This is a genomic window from Cryobacterium sp. (assembly GCF_025463825.1).
Taxonomy (GTDB): Bacteria; Actinomycetota; Actinomycetes; order Actinomycetales; family Microbacteriaceae; genus Cryobacterium.
In genome coordinates this window covers 43,222-62,143 of record NZ_JAODBG010000049.1, presented here as the reverse complement: position 1 = coordinate 62,143, position 18,922 = coordinate 43,222, and the positions used below count along the sequence as shown (strand labels likewise).

Genomic DNA, 18,922 nt, shown 5'->3' with positions numbered 1-18,922 from the left:
GGCCGGTGCCGGGCGCGATCGTCGCCACCACCTGGCCGGGCGCCGCCGGCTGACCGGTGCCCGACTCGGCGGGGGCCGTCGCGGTCGGGTCGGGGCCGGGTGCGGCCGGATCCGCGGCCACTCCCCCGGTCCAGAAGGTGCCGTCGTTCACCTGCAGGGTGGTGCGTGCCCCTGCCGCGCCGACCATGGCGCCGAGCCGGCCGTTGCCCAGCGGCAGGTCGTCGAGCCAGCCGGTGCTGTCGCCGCTGAACCAGAGTTCGGTCATCGCAGTACGAGGTACCCGGCCGGCGGCACCTCAACGGGCCCGTCGAGGGTGCGATCGCGCAGCAGGTCGTGCCCGGTGAGGTCGAGGGTGCGCGGGGTGGTGCCGTGGTTGAAGACGAAGAGGTAGCTGCCGTCGCCCGCGTAACGCCGCACGATCTCAACGCCGTTGCCGGCCTCCGGGTGGTCGGGGGTGACGCCGGCTTCGGCGGCTATGCGGGCCAGGTGTTCGCGCAGCGCCGCGGCATCGAGCCGGGTAGCCAGGTAGTGCACGGTGCCGGCGCCCAGCCGGTTGCGGGTGATGGCCGGCCGGCCGGCCAGGGGCGGGTGGGTGAACGTGGCCAGCACCTCGGCGCCGAGGGCCTGCAGGTATTCGGCCCAGGCATCCGCCAGGGACCCGTCGGAGAGCTCGATGCCCTCGTCGGCGGCGAGCGGGTGGTGCTCTTCGACGCGGATGCCCGCCAGCGGGGCGAACGCGCCGCTGAACCCACCGGGGCGCACGCTGAGGTTCTCGTCGGTGCTGCCGGCGAAGTACCAGATCGCGGCGTGGCCGCCGGCGTCGACGAAGGCGGCCAGGGCCGCCGCTTCGGCGTCGGAGGCGGCGATCTTGCTCGGTACCAGCACCAGGTCGTAGCCGGAGAGGTCCTGGTCCAGCCGCACCACGTCGGAGGCGATACCCTGCCACCAGAGCGCCCGGTGCACGGCGCGCACCGCCGGCAGGAAGGCGAGGTCGTCGGAGGGCATCGCCTTCGTCTCCGAGGCCCACCAGGCGGTGGAGTCCCACACGATCGCGACGCGGGTGTCGTTGACCCGTCGCCCGGCGGCGGGCGGCTCGGCGATCTCGGCGAGCGCGCTGAGCGTGTGGCCGAGGGCGACGATTTCACGGAACACCCGGGAGTCCTCCCCCGCGTGCGGCACCATCGGCGAGTGGAAGAACTCGGCACCGACCCGCGGCGAGCGCCACTGGAAGAACAGCGAGCCGGTCGCTCCCCTGGCCAGGTACTGCAGGGTGTTGCGGGCCAGCCGGCCGGGATCCTTGGCGAACAGGCGCGCGGCGGCATAGTCGTAGATCAGGCTGGTGGCCTGCTCCATCAGCACCCACGGGCGGCCCCGGTTGAACGAGCGGGCCAGGTCGGCGCCGAAGGCCACGTGGGTCTCACCCTCGATGTCGCGGGCGTTGGGATAATGGTCGATCGATACCTCGTCGATCTCCGCCGCGACATCCCACTGGTCGTAGTGGTTCCAGCTGGGCAGCATGAAGTTGGTGGTGACCGGCACTCCGGGGCTGGCCGCACGCACGATGGCGACTTGCTCCCGCAGCGCGTCGCGGAGGGTGTCGGCGGAGAACCGCTTGAAGTCGAGCAGGTGCGCCGGGTTCGGCAGGTATTGGGTGGCCTGGGGCGCCAGCACGTGCTCGAAGGTGGAGTATTTCTGCGACCAGAAGGCACTGTTCCAGGTCTCATTGAGCGCGGCGATGTCGCCGTACCGGTCCGCCAACCACAGCCGGAACGCCCGGTCGGTCTCGGGGCCGTAGGACACCGTGCCGTATTCGTTGTGCACGTGCCACATGGTGAGGGCCGGATGCCTGCCGTAGCGGTCCGCGAGCGCGCCGGCGATCCGCCGGGCGGCCTCCCGGTACGCCGGGGCGGCCGGGTTGTAGGTGTCCCGGCTGCCGTGCACGAGCCGCACGCCGTCCGCGGTGACCGGCAGCGCCTCGGGGTGCGCGAAGGTGAACCACGGCGGCGGTGAGGCGGTGGGGGTGGCGAGCACCACCCCGATCCCGTTGGCGTGCATCAGGTCCATCACCGTATCGAGCCAGCCGAAGTCGTACCGGCCTTCCTCCGGCTCAAGCGACGACCACGAGAACACCCCCACGGTGACCCGGTTGACGTGCGCCTCGCGCATGAGCCGCACGTCCTCCGCCCACACCGACTCCGGCCACTGCTCCGGGTTGTAGTCCCCGCCGAAAACAAAACTGTGCTGCTGCTCCTGGTGCAAGGTGTTCCTGTTCCTGTACTTCACAATTCACCGAGTTGCCCACTTCCGGACGAGTTGCCCCGCTCTACCGGGGCAACTCGTCCGCACCGGGGCAACTCGCGTGGGGGTAGGCGGCCTCAGCCGGCCGGGAGGGTTCGGGTCGCCACTAGGCGGGCGTACCAGCGGGCGCTGTCCTTGGGGGTGCGCACCAGGGTGTCGTAGTCGATGTGCACGATGCCGAACCGCTTCGAGTAGCCGTAGCCCCACTCGAAGTTGTCCATCAGCGACCAGACCTGGTAGCCGCGCAGGTCGACCCCGCGGGCCATCGCCCGGTGCGCCGCGGTGAAGTGCCGACGCAGATAATCGGTGCGTTCTGCGTCGTGCACCCGGGGCCCGTCCTCGGTCTGCACGACCTCGTCGGCGAACGCCGCGCCGTTCTCGGTGACCATCAGCGGCTGGCCGGGGAACTTCTCGTGCAGCTCGACGAGCAGGTCCTCCAGGCCGGACGGGTCGATGTTCCAGCCCATTTCGGTGTACGGGCCGGGCTGGGCGAGGAATTCCACCCGGTCGGCGCCGGGCCAGGGCGAGCCGCCGACATCCTTGTGCCCGTCGGCGTTCTGCCGCGGCGTCTGGCCGTCCCAGAGCCGCACCAGCGTGGTGGAGTAGTAGTTGACCCCGAGCACGTCCAGCGGCTGGTGGATGATCTCGGTGTCACCGGGCAGGATGAACGCCCAATCGGTGATGCCCGTGGTGTCCTCGAAGACATCCGCGGGGTAGGCGCCCGTGAGCAGCGGGCCGAGGAACACCCGGTTGGCCAGGGCGTCGATCTGCCGCACGGCCTCCGGCCCGCTCTCGCCCTCGCCCCGCAGGACGTGCAGGTTGAGGGTGATCGAGAAGTCGGGGTCGTTGGTGACCAGCGGCTTCAGCGCCAGGATCGCCAGGCCGTGCGCCAGGCTGAGGTGGTGCACGGCGGTGAGGGCCTCGGCGCCGTCGGTACGGCCGGGCGCGTGCGCGCCGGAGCCGTAGCCGAGGTACGCCGAGCACCACGGTTCGTTCAGCGTGGTCCAGGTGTCGACCCGGTCACCGAACGCCTCTCCGAGGATCTTCGCGTAGTCCGCGAAGGCGTAGGCGGTGGCCCGGTTGGTCCAGCCGCCCTCGTCCTCGAGGGCCTGCGGGAGGTCCCAGTGGTACAGGGTGACGATCGGGCGGATGCCCCGGGCGATCAGCCCGTCGATCAGGCGGCCGTAGAAGTCCAGGCCCTTTAGGTTGGCCGGGCCCCGGCCGGTCGGCTGGATGCGCGACCAGGCGATGGAGAACCGGTACGCCTGCAGTCCCAACGTGACCATCAGGTCCAGGTCCTGCTCGAGCCGGTGGTAGTGCCCGGAGGCCACGTCGCCGGTGTCGCCGTTCCACACCTTGCCCGGCGTGTGGCTGAAGGTGTCCCAGATCGAGAGGCCGCGGCCGTCTTCGTCGAAGGCGCCCTCGATCTGGTAGCTGGCGGTGGCGGAGCCGAACAGGAACGACTCCGGGAACACCAGGCCGGCATCGCGGTAGTCGGGCGAGCCGTCGGTCACGGCCGCGGCGGAGGTGGAGGTGGTGCCGGTACTCATCGAAGCGTGGCCTTTCGGTCGGAGGAGGCGCTGATGTCGCCACCGGCGAGGCGGGCCCGGAAGGGCGCATTTGAATCGCTGGTCACGACGGTGTCGGCGCCGGAGACGGTGATGGTGAAGGTGACGGAACTGCCGGCCAGGGGGTTGGCCACCTCGAGCGTGCGGGTGTCGGCGCACTCCCCCGGGTAGACCGTAATGAGGGTCTGGACGGTGTAGTCGTAGTCTGGCCGGTCGTCGCGGGCGCCGGTGGCCAGCACCGCCCCGCCTCGCACCCACAGCGGGATGCTGTCGAACGCGTGGGTCTCCCGGCGCCAGAGCGGCCCGGTGGTGACCTCGCCGGTCAGGTAGTTCGTCCAGGTGCCCGCGGGCAGGTAGTACTGCACGTCCCCGGACTCGCTGAATACCGGTGCCACGAGCAGGTCGGCGCCGAGCAGGTACTGCCGGTCGAGGTAGTCCACGGCCGGGTCGTCGGGGAATTCGAGCTGCATCGGCCGCATGAACGGGGCGCCGACGGCGTGCGCCTCCAGGCCCACCTGGTAGAGGTAGGGCATCAGCGACAGCTTCAGCTTAGTGAACACGCGGGTGACGTCCACGGCGCTCTGCCCGGCGTCTTCCCGGCCCTCGTCGAAGAGCCACGGCACCCGGTAGCTGGTGGAGCCGTGCAGCCGGGAGTGGCTGGACAGCAGCCCGAACGCCAGCCAGCGCTTGAACACGGCCGGGTCCGGCATGCCCTCGAAGCCGCCGATGTCGTGGCTCCAGTAGCCGAAGCCGCTGAACGCCAGGGACAGCCCGCCGCGCAGCGTCTCGGCCATCGACTCGTAGCTGGAGGAGTTGTCTCCGCCCCAGTGCACCGGCTGCATCTGGCCGCCGACGGTGGCGGAGCGGGCGAACAGCACCGCGTCGCCCTCGCCGCGGTGCTCCTGCAGCACCTCGAAGACGGCCTTGTTGTAGAGCTGGGCGTACAGGTTGTGCATTCCCGCGGGCGAGGAGCCGTCGTGCCACACCACATCCGTGGGGATGCGCTCGCCGAAGTCGGTCTTGATGGCGTCGACGCCCTGGGCGAAGAGGCCGCGCAGCTTATCCTGGAACCAGGTGACCGCGCCCGGGTTGGTGAAGTCCACCAGTGCCATGCCGGCCTGCCAGAGGTCCCACTGCCAGACGTCGCCGTTGGCCTTCTTGACCAGGTAGCCGGCGGCGGCGGCCTCGGCGAAGATGCCGGCCCGCTGGGCGATGTACGGATTGATCCAGGCGCTCACGTGCAGGTTCTTCTCGTGCAGCCGGGCAAGCATGCCTTCGGGGTCCGGGAACACCCGCGGGTCCCACTCGAAGTCGGTCCAGTTGAATTCGCGCATCCAGAAGCAGTCGAAGTGGAAGACGGAGAGCGGCAGGTCCCGCTCGGCCATGCCGTCGATGAAGCTGTTGACGGTGGCCTCGTCGTACTGGGTGGTGAACGAGGTGGACAGCCACAGGCCGTACGACCAGGCCGGCACCCGGGCGGGGCGGCCGGTGAGCCGGGTGTAGCGCTCGAGCACCTCCTTGGGGGTGGGGCCGTAGATGACGAGGTATTCGATGGCCGGGCCGGCGACGGAGAACTGCACCCGCTCGACGGCCTCGGTGCCCACCTCATAGGAGACGTGCTCGGGGTGGTTGACCAGCACACCGTAGCCGCGGTTGGTGAGGTAGAACGGCACATTCTTGTAGGACTGCTCGCTGGAGGTGCCGCCGTCGGCGTTCCAGATGTCGATGGTCTGGCCGTTCTTGATCAACGGGCCGAAGCGCTCGCCGAGACCGTAGACCAGCTCGCCGACGCCGAGCGAGAGCTGCGCGTGCGTGTAGCTGGCCGCCGGGGCGAGCCCGGTGGTGGTGACGCCGGACACGCCGGTCGGTTCGGCTGAGATCGGCGCTCCTGGCGCGAGCTGCATGTGCCCGATCGACTTGTGGCCGCTCTCGGTGAGGGTCTTGCCGTCGGCCTCGAAGGTGAGGTTGAACGGAGCGCCCGGGCTCACCCGTGCGGTGAGCGCACCGGCGGTGAGGGTGCCGCCGGTGGCGTCGACGACGATGTCGCCGGCATCGGGTTCGGCGCCGACCAGGTCGAACCCGGGGCCGGCCTTGGTGCCGGTGTGCTGGTCGATGCGGACCTTGACGATGCCGTCCAGCGGGGAGCTGAGCGTGACGGTGAGCATGGCCCGGTTGAGCACGTCGCCGCGGCGTTCGATCACCTTCGTCGGGGCGGAGATCCGCAGGGCCGCGCCCACCTGTTCGATGTCATACGCCTCCTGCGCGTAGAAGGCGGTGACGCCGGGACGGGTGTGCCAGAAACCATCGGTGAATTTCATCTACTTGACTGCTCCTGCGGTGATGCCCCTGGTGAGGGTGCGTTGGAAAATAAGGAAGAAGATCAGGGTGGGCAACAGGCCCAGCAGCGCCGAGGCGCTCGTGGTGGTGACGTCCATCAGCCGGTCGCCCTGCAGCACCGCGATGGAGACCGGGACGGTCTGGCTCGCGTTGCTGACCAGGAAGGTGAGTGGGATGAGGAACTCGTTCCAGGTCCAGATGAAGAAGAAGATCACCAGGACACTGAGCGTGGGCTTGGTGATCGGGTACACCACGCGCCAGAGCATCGTCCACTTGTTGGCGCCGTCCAACGACGCGGCCTCGAGGATCTCCTTGGGGAAGGTGCCGAGCACGCTGGCCAGCAGGTAGGTGCCGAAGGCGCTCTGGATGACCACGAAGATGATGATCACGGCCCACTGGTTGTCGTACAGCCCCACGCTCTTGAACATGAAGTAGAGCGGGTAGAGCAGCACCTCCTGCGGCAGCATGTTGGCCAGCAGGATCAGCAGCACGATCCAGGTGCGCCCGCGCACCCGGCCGATGCCGAGCGCGAACGCGTTCAGCAGCGAGACGAGCACGGCGAGGATGGCGACGACGCTGGAGATGAAGAAGCTGTTCCAGAGCTTCTCCGGGAAGTCCACCCGCTGCCAGAAGTTGATCATGCCGTCGAAGTACAGATCGGTGGGCAGCGTCAGCGGGCCGGCGGCGTTGTAGTCGGCCGGCGATTTGAACGAGTTGATCAGGATGAGGAAGAACGGCACCGCGATCAGCAGGCCGATCAGGATGGCGACGACCAGGATCATCCAGTCGCCCAGGGTCTTGCGGGTGGTGCTGCTGCGACGTTTGCGGGGCTCGCGGACCGCAGCAATGGGGGCCTGGGCCGCCTCGTCGAGGATGGTGGTGGACATCAGCGTTCCTCCTCCTGGCGCTCGAGCCGGGTCTGGGCCATCAGGAAGACGACCGAGACGATGGCGATGACGATGGTCAGTGCGGTGGCGATGGTGGCGCCATAGCCCACCTGCTGGGACTGGAAGAACTCGCTGTACGCGTAGTACGCGGGCACGATGGTGGACGTGCCGGGCCCGCCGCCGGTGAGGGTGTAGATCGGGCCGAAGACCTTGAGGGCGGCGATGGTGCAGGTGAGGGTGACCACGAAGATCTCGGGCCGGATGATGCTCACCGTGATGGCGCGGAAGCGCTGAATCCAGTTGGCACCGTCCAGTTCGGCGGCCTCGTAGAGTTCGGGGTCGACGCGTTGCAGCGCGGCCATGAAGATCACGATCGGATAGCCGAGCTGCACCCAGATCATGATCACCATGATGCTGGGCAGAGCGGTGTCGGGGTTGCCGAGCCAGTTCCGGGCCAGTCCGCCCAGGCCCACGCCCTCGAGCACCTGATTGAGCGCACCGTTCTGCGGGCGCAGGATCCACCCGATCACGATCGCGGCGACGACGCCGGGCAGGATCTGCGGCAGGTAGTAGGTGGCGCGCAGGAAGCTGGCGATCTTGCCGCCGAACTTCTTGCCGATCAGGTCGAAGAGCATGGCGGCCAGGATCAGGCCGAGCAGGGTGGGCACCACGACCATGGCCACGATCATCGCGATCGAGTTGCTGAACGAGGTCCAAAAGGTGGTGTCGCCGGCGAGCTTGACCCAGTTCTCCAAGCCGACCCATTCGGGCGGCTTGATGCCGCGGTAGTCGGTGAAGGTGAGGTAGATGTTCCAGATCAGCGGAACGACGATAATGAGCGTGAGCAGCGCGAGGCCGGGCACGAGGTAGATCCAGAAGGTTCGGGGGGTGCTTCCCGGGATGAGGCTCTGCCGGGCGGCGAGGCGCCCGGGCGTTTTGCGAGCGACAACGGGCGCATCGGCTACGGATGCTTTCGTCATGCGATGTCCTTCTCTGCGAGTGGGGGCCGGGGGCCCGGTGGGGCCCCCGGCCGGTTACTGCGAGGTGTTCAGGAGGGAACCGGGTCAGCCGACGATGTCGTCGACGCCGGACTGGTACTGGCCGCCGAGCTGTTCGTTGACCTCGGCCGGCGACTTGGTGTCGTTGATGAGCTCCTGCAGGCCGGCGTTCAGTTCGTCGTAGAACGTGGCGGTGGGCCAGTCCGGGTAGAACGCGATGCCGTCCTGCTCGGCGAGGGTGTTGAAGTTGCCGATCAGTTCCTGGCTCTTCTCATCGGTGATGTCAGCGGTGTCGGCGGCGACGGGGATGCCGCCGTTGTTGCCGATCAGGGCCTGAATCTCCGGGCGCATCGTGATGTCGATGAACTCGTAGGCGAGCTCCTTGTTGGCGGCCTTCTCGGGGACGACCCACATGTTGCCGGCCGAGCCGGGCGACATCTCGGCCTCGGGGAAGAGGAAGGTTCCCCACTCGAAACCGGTGGCTTCGGTGGTGAACCGGTTGTGCCACCAGGAGCCCGAGAAGAAGATCGGGTAGGTGCCGTTGATGAAGGCGGTGCCGGCATCTTCTGCCTTGAACCCGGTCGCGTCGGTGGAGATGTAGCCGGCGTCGGTCCAGTCCTTGATGGTCTCGGTCGCGTAGGTCAGCTCCGGACCGCTCCAGTCGACGTCACCGGTGTAGAGCTGGTAGTCGTCGACGAAGCTGCGGTCGGCCTTGGTGAGCGCGAGCTGGTACCAGAGCTGGCCGAGCGGGTACTCCGCGGCCGATTCGGCCAGCGGGGTGATGCCCTGGTCGGTGAACGCCTTCATCACGGTCTCAAGCTCGGCCACCGTGGTGGGCACCTCGAGGCCGGCTGCCGCGAACATGTCCTTGTTGTAGAAGACCTCCACGAACTCGCCGTAGTTGGGCACGCCGTAGAACGCTCCGGAGCCCATGATGCCGTCTTCGTCGTACCGGGCGGTGGTCTGCAGCGACGGCGCGAGGGCGTCGTCCCAGCCGAATTCGTCCACGGCCTCGTCGAGGTCGGTGAGCAGGCCCTGGCTGGCGAGCAGGCCGGCGGTGGCGTTGCCCTTGTTGTATTCGAGGATGTCGGGGGCTTCGTCGGAGTTCAGCACCTGGCTGGCCGTGGAGCGGATCTGCTCGAAGCTTTTCTCTTCGAACTCGACGGTGGCGCCGGTCTCCTCTTCGAAGACCTTGATGGCCTCGTCCCAGGCGATGCCCATGGCGCTGGTTTCGCTCTCGAAGTGCCAGAGCTTGAGGGTGTTGGCGTCACTTTCGGATGCGCCGGCGGAGCAGCCGGAGAGCAGGAGGGCGCTGACGCCGAGGATGGCGACGCCGGCGAGGGTTCTTCTGGTGTTCTTCACTGTTCTACTTCCTTGTAGGAGGTTCGTTCGGTGGGTGGCTGGGGTGGAGCGGGAGTGGAACTTGTCGGATTCGAAACGTTTCGATAATGCGCGTGCTGAAAGCGGACCTTTCGGGATGTCAGGAAGAGGTGCGGGCGGCGGTCGAGCCGAGCTGGACGTAGGTCGGCTCGATGAGCTCGACGTGGGGCTCGGCGGTGCCGGCGAACTGGGCCATCGTGAGCTCGATTGCGCGAGTGCAGGATTGGTCAGCAGGCAGCGGGATCACGTCGAGCGGCGGGTTGAGGTGGTCGGTCGAGAAGCTGGAGCAGGCCGAGATGACCGACAGGTCGTCCGGCACGCTGATGCCGCGCTGGCTGAGCAGCTCGAGCACCATGGACTGCACGGGTTCGTTGCAGTGCAGGGCCAGCCCGGTCATGCCGGGCAGGACGGCGAGGAGCCCGTCGACGGCGGCGCGGACGCCGGCCGATTCCTCGGGCGCGGGGGTGAACGCCACGGTGGCGCCCAGGAGGGCGGCCTCGGCCAGGAAAGCGTCGCGGAAGCGCGGCGGGAAGTTCGAGCCGCGCTCGTAGATCAGGGGCGCCTGGCCGATCAGGCCGATCTCGCGGTGGCCGAGGTCGACCAGCCGGCGGACGGCCAGCCGGGCGGCCTGTTCGAAGTCGAGGTCGACACAGGTGAGGCCGGCGGTGTCGTCGGGGATGCCGATCACCGTCGCGGGCAGTCCGAGTTCCCGCACCAGTTCGGTGCGCGGGTCTGAGGTTGAGACGTCCAGCAGCACGATGCCGTCGACGAGGGAGCTGCGCGCCACCCGACGCAGGCCGCTGGTGGCTTCGTCCTGGGTGAGCAGCAGCACGTCGTAGTCGTAGGCGCGGGCGGCCGTGACCACCGACAGCACGAAGGCCATGTGGGCCGGGGCGTGGGTGCCGGCGTGCAGCGGGGCGCTCAACGCGAGGATTTGGGTGCGGGCTCCCTTGAGCATCCGCGCGCCGGCGTTGGCCCGGTAGTCGAGTTCGAGCACGGCCTGGTCGATACGCTGCTTGGTCGATGCCGCGATGGACCGTTTGCCGCTGAGGGCGTAGGAGACCGTGCTGATCGACACTCCGGCGACGCGTGCTACGTCGTGAATGTTGGCCACCAGGACTCCATCGTCGGTCGGTTGTACGAGACTGGCGGCCGATTTATCTAAACGTTTCGACTGCCTCGCCAGGAGCTTAGATCAGCTCTTCCCGGTTCCGCAAGGGGTTTGTGGTTATTGCCGACAAATCGTTTTCTCCCGAGTTGCCCACCTGCGCGTCGCGGGCACGGAAGCGGTCAGCGGCGGCCGGGGCGGCCGCGCACGAACCCGGCGGGGTCGTCGAGCAGGTCGGCGAAGGCCAGTTCGGCGGCGCCCACCAGGGAGATGCGCGACCCCAGGCTGGCCCGCTCGATGGCCACGGTGTGGCCGATGCTGCTCATCGAGCGCACGATCATCGCCGCGGTCAGCTGCTCCCGGCCCACCGACAGCAGCGAGCCGAGGAACCCGCCGAGCACCACCATCTCGGGGTCGAACATGTTCACGAAGTTCGAGATCGCCTCGGAGAGCAGCTCGATCTGCCGGCGCACCTCGGTTAGCACCGCCGGATCGCGGGAGACGCCCAGCGCGATGTCGAGCTCGTCCAGATCGGCGCGGGGCAGCTTCAGCACCGCGAGCAGCCGGGCCATGCTCACCTCGGTCTCCAGGCACCCGACCCGGCCGCAGTGGCAGCGCACCCCGCGACTGTTCACCAGGGTATGGCCGAGCTCCCCCGCATAGCCGCTGGTGCCGCGCAGGGGGCTGCCGCCGATGATCAGGCCCCCGCCGATGCCGCTGGCGCTGCCGTTGAGGTACACCAGGTCGTCGATGCCACGCGCCGCGCCGAACATGCTCTCGGCGATGGCGCCCAGGCTGGCGTCGTTGCCGGCGAACACCGGGTAGCCCAGCACCCGGGCCAGGTCTCTGGCCAGGTTGGCGTCCCGCCAGCCCAGGTGCGGCGCGATCAGCACCCGGCCGTCGGCGGAGTTCACCAGCGCCGGCACGGCAACGCCCACCCCGGCGATGCTGTAGCTCTGGTCGATTTCGCCGCGCATGCCGTCGACGATGGCCTTGACCGCGTTGATGGCCTCGGCCACCGTCGGCACCCGGGTCGTGTCGAAGCGGATGCGCCGGATCACCTCGCCGCCCAGGCCCACCAGCCCCACCGTGATCGCGTCGATGTCGGGGTTCACGGCGATCGCGGCCAGCCCGGGATTCGGCACCACCTGGGGGCTGGGCCGGCCGACCCGGCCGACCACGCTCTCGGGCTCAGCCTCGAACGCCATGCCCAGGTCGACGAGCTCCGCCACCAGGGCCGCGATCGTCGACCGGTTCAGCCCGGTGCGCTTGGTCAACTCGGCCCGGGAGCATCCGCCCGCGTGGTGCAGCATCGTCATCACCATCGACAGGTTGTACCGGCGAAGCTGGTCGTTGCTGGTGCCACCCCGGACACCCAGGGTGGGTGGCGCTTGGCTCACGGGTGGGTCACGGTCCTCTCGGCTGCGGTGCCCGACGGGACCCGTCGGGCGGGCTTCGTCCTAACGTCCCCCCGCACGCCGCTTGTTGAAGACATCAAACGCCACGGCCAGCAGAAGCACCAGCCCCTTGATGGTCATCTGCCAGGCGGCATCCACCGAGAGGATGGACAGGCCCATGTTGAGCACGCCCATCACCAGGCCGCCGACCACGGCGCCCACGACGGTGCCGACGCCGCCCTGCACCGCGGCTCCGCCGATGAAGACGGCGGCGATGGCATCGAGCTCGTAGTTCTGCCCGGCGGAGGCGACGGCGCCACCGGCGCGGGCGGTCGAGACCACCCCGGCCAGGCCGGCCAGGACGCCCATGTTCACGAAGATGTAGAAGTTGACCCACTTGGTCTTCACGCCGCTCATCACGGCGGCGAACAGGTTGCCGCCCATCGCGTACACGTGCCGGCCGAACACCGTGCGGTTGAGCACGAAGTTGTAGATCAGGATGAGCGCGGCGAGCACGATCAGGATGATCGGGGTGCCGCTGTAGTCGGAGAGCAGCCAGGCGAACCAGACGATCGCGACAGCGGCGATGCCGTTCTTCGTCCACATCGACGCCGCGGGCTCCCGCGGCAGGTCGAGCCGGGAGAGGGTGGCGCGGGTGCGCAGCTGGAATACGATCAGCGCGACGGCGGTGAGGATGCCCAGCGCCAGGGTGAGCAGGTCGCGCCCGCCCAGTTCGCCCAGGTACGACGGCAGCCAGCCGGCGCCGATCGCGGTGAACTCGGCCGGCAGGCCGCTGATCGTGCCGCCGGTGAGCAGCACCAGGGTGAGCCCGCGGAAGATGAGCATGCCCGCCAGGGTGACGATGAACGCCGGGATGCCGACGAAGGCCACCCAGTAGCCCTGCCAGGCGCCGACCAGGGCGCCCACCAGCAGCGACACGATCACCGCGCCCCACCAGGGCAGTCCCCACTCGTTCATGCTGATCGCGGCGACCGCACCCACCATGGCCACGACCGACCCGACGGAGAGGTCGATGTGGCCGGCGATGATCACGATGACCATGCCGATCGCCAGGATCAGCACGTACGCGTTCTGCTGGATGAGGTTGTTCACGTTGCCGGGCAGCAGCAGGCGGCCGTCGGTGAGGAACTGGAAGAGGATGACGATCACGGCCAGCGCGGCGACGATGCCGTACTGGCGGAGGTTGATCGAGAGCTTCGGGATGCGGCGCCTCACGGGGGGTTCGGTGGGCACCTTGCTCGCTGGCGTGGTGGTGGTCATCGCGCTCAGTCCTTTCCTGCGGTCATGTAGTGCATGAGGGTTTCCTGGGAGGCGTCGGCCTTGGCGACCTCGCCGGTGAGTTTTCCTTCCGAGATCGCGTAGATGCGATCGCAGATGCCGATCAGTTCGGGCAGCTCGGAGGAGATCACGATGACCGCCTTGCCCTGGGCCGCGAGTTCGTTGATGATCCCGTAGATCTCGTACTTGGCGCCCACGTCGATGCCGCGGGTGGGTTCGTCCAGGATCAGCACGTCGGGGCCGGAGAAGATCCACTTCGACAGCACCACCTTCTGCTGGTTGCCGCCGGAGAGCTTGCCGGTGACCGAGGCGACCGAGGGCGCCTTGATGTTCATCTTCTGCCGGTAGGAATCGGCGACCTTGTACTCGCGGTGCTTGTCGATCACGCCGTACTTGGCGAGCTTGGCCAGTGCCGCCGCGGACACGTTGACGGTGATGTCGCCGATCAGGTTGAGGCCGTAGCGTTTGCGGTCCTCGGTGGCGTACGCGAAACCGTGCTGGATCGCCTCCCCCACGGTGCGCATGTGAATCTCGGTGCCGTCCTTGTAGACCTGGCCGGAGATGTTGGTGCCGTAGGAGTGGCCGAACAGGCTCATCGCCAGTTCGGTGCGGCCGGCGCCCATGAGCCCGGCGAAACCGACGATCTCGCCGGCGTTGACGGTGAAGGATGCGCCGTCGACGACCTTGCGGGCCACGTCGACCGGGTGGTGCACGGTCCAGTTCTCCACCCGCAGCACCTCTTTGCCCACGGCGGGCTCTCGCGGCGGGAAGAGGTTGTTCAGGTCACGGCCCACCATGGCGCGGATGATGTGCGCCTCGGTGGCGTCCGGACCCGCCATGTCGATCGTCTCGATGGTCTTGCCGTCGCGGATCACCGTGACGGTGTCGGCGATGCGTTTGATCTCCTTGAGCTTGTGGGAAATGATGATGCAGGTGATGCCCTGGCCGCGGAGGTGGTCGATCAGGCCGAGCAGGTGGGTGGAGTCTTCGTCGTTGAGGGCCGCGGTGGGCTCGTCGAGGATGAGCAGCTTGACCCGCTTCGAGAGCGCCTTGGCGATCTCCACGAGCTGCTGCTTGCCGACGCCGAGTTCGAGGATCTTGGTGGCGGGGTTCTCCGCCAGGCCCACCCGGGCCAGCAGCAGGGCGGCCTCCCGGTTGGTCTTGTTCCAGTCGATCACGCCGCGGGTGGCGTTCTCATTGCCGAGGAAGATGTTCTCCGCGATCGACAGGTAAGGGCTCAGCGCGAGCTCCTGGTGGATGATGACGATTCCGTCGTGCTCGCTGTCGTTGATGGTCTTGTAGGCCACCTCGTGGTCTTCGAACTCGATGCTGCCGCCGAAGCTGCCCGCCGGGTACACCCCGCTGAGCACCTTCATCAGCGTGGACTTGCCCGCACCGTTCTCCCCGCAGATGCCGTGCACCTGCCCGCGGGTGACCTCGAGGGACACCCCGTCCAGGGCCTTGACCCCGTTGAAATCCTTTTCGATGTTGTTCATCCTGAGGATGATCGAATGCTCCACTGCGCTCTCCTGATTCCTGGGTGCGCCGGGCGCCGGGTTGCCCCGGCGCCCGGCGACGGCCCGACTGGTGCGGCCCCGCTCGTGCCCGGCCGCCGCCGGGCTGGGCAGGCCGGCCCGCTTCCTACCGGAGCGGACCGGCCCGGTGTGGCTGGTTAGAGGCCCACATCCGCTGCCTTGATGAAGCCGGAGTCGACGAGCTTGGTCTGCACGTCGTCCTTGACGACGACCTCGGGGTCGAGCAGGAAGGACGGGACGACCTTCTCGCCATTGTCGTAGGTCTCGGTGTCGTTGACGGTGACCTCGTCGCCGGCGGTGATCTCCTGGATCATGGTGAAGACCTGCTCACCAAGCGTGCGGGTGTCCTTCCAGACCGTCATGGACTGCTCGCCGTCGAGGATCGCCTTGACGTTGGCCTTGTCGGCGTCCTGTCCGGTGATCAGCGGGTAGTCAGCGCCCGGCGTGTAGCCGGCCGACTTGAGCGATGCCTCGATGCCGATGGCCAGGCTGTCGTTCGGGGAGAGCACCACGTCGACCTTGTCGCCGCCGGTGTAGAAGGACGACAGGCGGTTGTCCATCTCGGACTGCGCCTTGTCGCTGGCCCAGCCCTGGATGCCGATCGAGGCCCAGTCGTCGTTGGAGGCGGGTGACTGGCCGCTCGGAACGACGAGGACGCCGCTCTCGACGTAGGGCAGCAGCACGTCCCAGGCGCCGGAGAAGAAGAACTTGGCGTTGTTGTCGTCGGGGCTGCCGGCGAACGGTTCGATCGAGATCGGCCCGGCCGCGTTGGCCAGGTCGAGTTCGGTCTCGATGAACTCGCCCTGCAGCTGGCCCACCTTGTAGTTGTCGAAGGTCGCGTAGTAGTCGACATCCGGGGTGCCGTTGATCAGGCGGTCGTAGGCGATGACCGTGGCGTCCTGCTTCTTGGCTTCGGCGAGCACCGGTGCGAGCACCTGGCCGTCGACGGCGGCGACCACGAGGATCTTCGATCCGCCGGCGACCTGGTTCTGGATCTGGCTGATCTGCTGGTCGGTCTTGTTGTCGGCGTACTGCAGGTCGACGGTGCAGTCGGCGTCTTCGAGGAGCGCCTTGAGCTGCTCGCCGTCGTTGATCCAGCGCTCAAGGGAGCGGGTCGGCATCGAGATGCCGACGTTGCAGTCGGCTCCGCCGGCGGCCGGTTCGCCGCCGCCGGTCGAACCGCCGTCGCTGGAGCAGGACGCGAGCGACAGGGCGAAGATGCCGGTTGCCGCGAGGGCGAGAATTTTCTTGGTCGTGGACATTGTTGGAGCTTTCCTCTCTGAGAGCTGCCAGTCACCGCAGTCCTGCGCACGCGCCGGACTGCCAGAGGAGGAAATCGCTTCGCGCACTCCCCCGACATCGGGTGAGCGCGGGTCGGGGTTACCTCCTTGTAACGGGACATCGCTGTGATTGACCCACCGCACAAATTGCGGCCTTTGTTGACGGACAGAACTTATCGCCACTCTTCGTTGTTTGCCTAGGGGCAATTCCGGAAAGGCCCCTGTTTGGGGGGGGTGCCGGACCGAAACCGGCCGAGGCGCCGGCATTCGTGGTGCCAATTGTCGAAACCGTTCGACACGGCAGGGCTCGCTCCGCCTCGGATGCCGCCGCCAGGTGGATTTGTTGTGGCCGGGGTTCTCCTCGCCCATCCGGCGGCGAACTGTACGAATCGGAGGCGCGTGTGTAATATGTTGGTAATTGCAACAAATCATCAATGAAGCTGAATCGGAGTCAACGTCCATGACACTCACCCCCACCCCCGCCGACAAGTTCTCATTCGGCCTGTGGACCATCGGTTACAACGGAACTGACCCGTTCGGCGGGCCGACCCGCCCGCAGCTGGACACCGTCGAGGCCGTCACGCGCCTCGCCGAGCTCGGCGCCTACGGCCTCACCTTCCACGACGACGACCTCTTTGCCTTCGGCTCCACGGATGCCGCCCGCCAGAAGGAGATCGACCGCCTCAAGCAGGTCCTCGCCGACACCGGCGTGATCGTGCCGATGGTCACCACCAACCTGTTCAGCGCCCCGGTCTTCAAGGATGGCGGCTTCACCTCCAACGACCGCGCCGTGCGCCGGTTCGCCCTGCGCAAGGTGCTGCGCAACCTCGACCTCGCCGCCGAGCTCGGCGCCAAGACCTTCGTGATGTGGGGCGGCCGCGAGGGCGCGGAGTACGACGCCGCCAAGGACATCCGCTCGGCCCTCGACCGCTACCGCGAGGCCGTCAACCTGCTCGGCGACTACGTCACCGACAAGGGTTACGACATCCGTTTCGCCATCGAGCCCAAGCCCAACGAACCGCGCGGCGACATCCTGCTGCCCACGGTCGGCCACGCGATGGCGTTCATCACCACCCTCGAGCGCCCCGACCTCGTCGGCGTCAATCCCGAGGTCGGCCACGAGCAGATGGCCGGGCTGAACTTCACCGCCGGCATCGCCCAGGCGCTCTACCAGGGCAAGCTGTTCCACATCGACCTCAACGGCCAGCGCGGCATCAAGTACGACCAGGACCTCGTCTTCGGCCACGGCGACCTGCAGAACGCGTTCTCGCTGGTGGACCTGCTCGAAAACGGCGGCCCGAACGGCGGCCCCTCCTACGACGGCCCGCGCCACTTCGACTACAAGCCGAGCCGCACCGAGGACATCACCGGCGTCTGGGACTCCGCCGCTGCGAACATGCGCACCTACCTGCTGCTCAAGGAGCGCGCCGCGGCCTTCCGGGCCGACCCCGAGGTGCAGGAGCAGCTCGCAGCGTCCCGCGTGCCCGAGCTGTCGGTGCCGACCCTGGCCGAGGGCGAGAGCTACGACGACTTCCTGGCCGACACCTCGGCCTACGAGGACTTCGCCCCGGAGAAGTACTTCGGCGGCAAGGGCTTCGGCTTCGTGCGCCTGCAGCAGCTGGCTCTCGAGCACCTGCTCGGCGCCCGCTAACCGCTCTCCCGCACTCCGCCGCATCCGCGGCACTCCGCGGCACCGCCCCGGCCAGGTCCGCCTGGCCGGGGTTTCGCCTGCCCGGAGCGAGAGCTGCGCGGGCACCGCGCCACCCACCGAAACCGGAGCGAGAGCTACGCGGGCACCGCGCCACTGCGCGGGTGGCACGCCACCCGCGCAGCGGCGCCCGACCCGCGCAGCGGGCATCCGCCGCTGGCGATCGGGGCCCTCGGGGCCCTGGGGCGGGTACCTCAGGCCGTGTGGACGCCGGTCGCGGGCGCGATCGTGTCGAGGGCGGCCCAGACCGCATCCGGCACCTCGATCGCTGCGTGGACCACGGCCTCGTCGAAGCGCTCGCGGGTGCGCACGCCCACCACCGTGGTGTCCACGAGCGGATGCCGCAGGCTGAACTGCAACGCGAGCGCGGCCAGCGGGATGCCGGCCTCGGCCGCAATGCGGGTCGCGCCGTCGACGGCGGCCTGGGTCTCGGGCCGGATCGGGCCGTAGGCGTAGGTGCCGGCAAACCGCGGGTCTCCGGTGAGGACTCCCCCACCGAACGGGGCGGCGTTCTCGACGATCATGTCCCTGTCCCGCGCCGCCTGGTAGAGGTCGGTCGCCGAGCGGTCCACCAGGGTGAACCGGTTGTGGTTGATCAGCACGTCGAAGATGCCCGTGTCCACGAACCGCCGCATCATCTCGACCGGTCCGCCCGAGATGCCGATGGCCCGCGCGACGCCCCGGTCCCGCATCGCCACGAGCGCCTCGACGGCGCCGCCGGGCTGCATCACGCTGTCGAAACCGACGTTCTCGGGGTCGTGCAGGAACAGGACGTCCACGGACTCCAGGTCCAGCCGGTCGAGTGACTGGCGCAGGGAGTGTTCCATCTGTGCGGCGGAGAAGTCGTTGCGGGCCGCGTCCCGGTCGAGCTTGGTCTGCACGACCAGGCCGGCACCCACCGAGCCGCCCAACGCCCTGCCGATCACGACTTCGGAGTGCCCGTCGCCGTAGATGTTGGAGGTGTCGATGACGTTGGAGGCAAGCCGGCCGGCCGCGAAATCTGCGGCGAGGGCATCCGTCGCGCTGTTTTCCTCCGCGCTTCGGAGCGACCAGCCCGACGTACCGAGGGTGAGCGGAGAAAGCGGAAGCGCCGGCGCGCCGGCGGGCCGGGGATCTAAGGAAACCAT

The 18,922-nt window shown here is 68.3% G+C and carries 14 protein-coding genes; 1 reads left to right on the top strand and 13 read right to left on the bottom strand.

All coding sequences use genetic code 11. From position 1 onward, the window contains the following. The 12 genes from JWP54_RS06085 to chvE form a co-directional block, all read right to left on the bottom strand. Nucleotides 1-265, bottom strand: a 265-nt coding sequence (locus JWP54_RS06085; protein ID WP_297368754.1) for a glycoside hydrolase N-terminal domain-containing protein, incomplete at its 3' end; no start/stop codon positions are given. After that, nucleotides 262-2,259, bottom strand: coding sequence for a beta-galactosidase (locus tag JWP54_RS06080; protein WP_297368751.1), 1,998 nt, complete (start codon nucleotides 2,257-2,259; stop codon nucleotides 262-264). The genes JWP54_RS06085 and JWP54_RS06080, both read right to left, overlap by 4 nt. A gap of 116 nt (nucleotides 2,260-2,375) precedes the next feature. Next, a complete protein-coding gene (locus JWP54_RS06075) occupies nucleotides 2,376-3,848 on the bottom strand; it encodes a GH1 family beta-glucosidase (protein WP_297368748.1) in 1,473 nt (490 codons plus the stop codon). Continuing rightward, entirely contained in the window at nucleotides 3,845-6,184 is a 2,340-nt protein-coding gene (gene yicI / locus JWP54_RS06070) for an alpha-xylosidase (RefSeq protein ID WP_297368745.1), read from the bottom strand. The genes JWP54_RS06075 and yicI overlap by 4 nt, the downstream gene beginning before the upstream one ends. Then, nucleotides 6,185-7,090 (bottom strand): carbohydrate ABC transporter permease, encoded by a 906-nt coding sequence (locus JWP54_RS06065; protein WP_297368742.1) that lies wholly within the window; start codon nucleotides 7,088-7,090, stop codon nucleotides 6,185-6,187. It lies immediately after the preceding gene. Continuing rightward, nucleotides 7,090-8,070 (bottom strand): carbohydrate ABC transporter permease, encoded by a 981-nt coding sequence (locus tag JWP54_RS06060; protein ID WP_297368739.1) that lies wholly within the window; start codon nucleotides 8,068-8,070, stop codon nucleotides 7,090-7,092. Before JWP54_RS06060 ends, JWP54_RS06065 begins: the two co-directional genes overlap by 1 nt. A gap of 84 nt (nucleotides 8,071-8,154) precedes the next feature. Beyond that, nucleotides 8,155-9,450 (bottom strand): extracellular solute-binding protein, encoded by a 1,296-nt coding sequence (locus JWP54_RS06055; RefSeq protein ID WP_297368736.1) that lies wholly within the window; start codon nucleotides 9,448-9,450, stop codon nucleotides 8,155-8,157. Nucleotides 9,451-9,568: 118 nt separating this feature from the next. Next, a complete protein-coding gene (locus tag JWP54_RS06050; protein ID WP_297368733.1) occupies nucleotides 9,569-10,582 on the bottom strand; it encodes a LacI family DNA-binding transcriptional regulator in 1,014 nt (337 codons plus the stop codon). A gap of 176 nt (nucleotides 10,583-10,758) precedes the next feature. Further along, nucleotides 10,759-11,976 carry an ROK family protein gene (locus JWP54_RS06045; protein WP_297368729.1) on the bottom strand — a complete coding sequence of 406 codons (1,218 nt, stop codon included), beginning with the start codon at nucleotides 11,974-11,976 and terminating at the stop codon, nucleotides 10,759-10,761. A 60-nt stretch (nucleotides 11,977-12,036) separates the two neighbouring features. After that, complete coding sequence (mmsB, locus tag JWP54_RS06040; protein WP_297368726.1) at nucleotides 12,037-13,254, bottom strand: multiple monosaccharide ABC transporter permease; 1,218 nt, start codon at nucleotides 13,252-13,254, stop codon at nucleotides 12,037-12,039. 5 nt (nucleotides 13,255-13,259) lie between these two features. Beyond that, entirely contained in the window at nucleotides 13,260-14,768 is a 1,509-nt protein-coding gene (mmsA, locus tag JWP54_RS06035) for a multiple monosaccharide ABC transporter ATP-binding protein (RefSeq protein WP_297368767.1), read from the bottom strand. A gap of 176 nt (nucleotides 14,769-14,944) precedes the next feature. Further along, entirely contained in the window at nucleotides 14,945-16,069 is a 1,125-nt protein-coding gene (chvE, locus tag JWP54_RS06030) for a multiple monosaccharide ABC transporter substrate-binding protein (RefSeq protein WP_297368723.1), read from the bottom strand. A 478-nt stretch (nucleotides 16,070-16,547) separates the two neighbouring features. Between chvE and xylA the strand changes: the two genes are divergently transcribed. Next, nucleotides 16,548-17,738: a xylose isomerase gene (gene xylA / locus JWP54_RS06025; protein ID WP_297368720.1), complete on the top strand. Its 1,191-nt coding sequence runs from the start codon at nucleotides 16,548-16,550 to the stop codon at nucleotides 17,736-17,738. 251 nt (nucleotides 17,739-17,989) lie between these two features. Here the strand turns inward: xylA and JWP54_RS06020 are convergent, their stop codons facing one another. Then, nucleotides 17,990-18,922: an aldo/keto reductase gene (locus tag JWP54_RS06020; protein ID WP_297368717.1), complete on the bottom strand. Its 933-nt coding sequence runs from the start codon at nucleotides 18,920-18,922 to the stop codon at nucleotides 17,990-17,992.

Coding starts and splice junctions, on each gene's coding strand:
- JWP54_RS06075 (WP_297368748.1), bottom strand. CDS start 3,848: ATGAGTACCGGCACCACCTCCACCTCCGCCGCGGCCGTGACCGACGGC.
- yicI (WP_297368745.1), bottom strand. CDS start 6,184: ATGAAATTCACCGATGGTTTCTGGCACACCCGTCCCGGCGTCACCGCC.
- JWP54_RS06065 (WP_297368742.1), bottom strand. CDS start 7,090: ATGTCCACCACCATCCTCGACGAGGCGGCCCAGGCCCCCATTGCTGCG.
- JWP54_RS06060 (WP_297368739.1), bottom strand. CDS start 8,070: ATGACGAAAGCATCCGTAGCCGATGCGCCCGTTGTCGCTCGCAAAACG.
- mmsB (WP_297368726.1), bottom strand. CDS start 13,254: ATGACCACCACCACGCCAGCGAGCAAGGTGCCCACCGAACCCCCCGTG.
- mmsA (WP_297368767.1), bottom strand. CDS start 14,768: ATGAACAACATCGAAAAGGATTTCAACGGGGTCAAGGCCCTGGACGGG.
- chvE (WP_297368723.1), bottom strand. CDS start 16,069: ATGTCCACGACCAAGAAAATTCTCGCCCTCGCGGCAACCGGCATCTTC.
- xylA (WP_297368720.1), top strand. CDS start 16,548: ATGACACTCACCCCCACCCCCGCCGACAAGTTCTCATTCGGCCTGTGG.
- JWP54_RS06020 (WP_297368717.1), bottom strand. CDS start 18,922: ATGGTTTCCTTAGATCCCCGGCCCGCCGGCGCGCCGGCGCTTCCGCTT.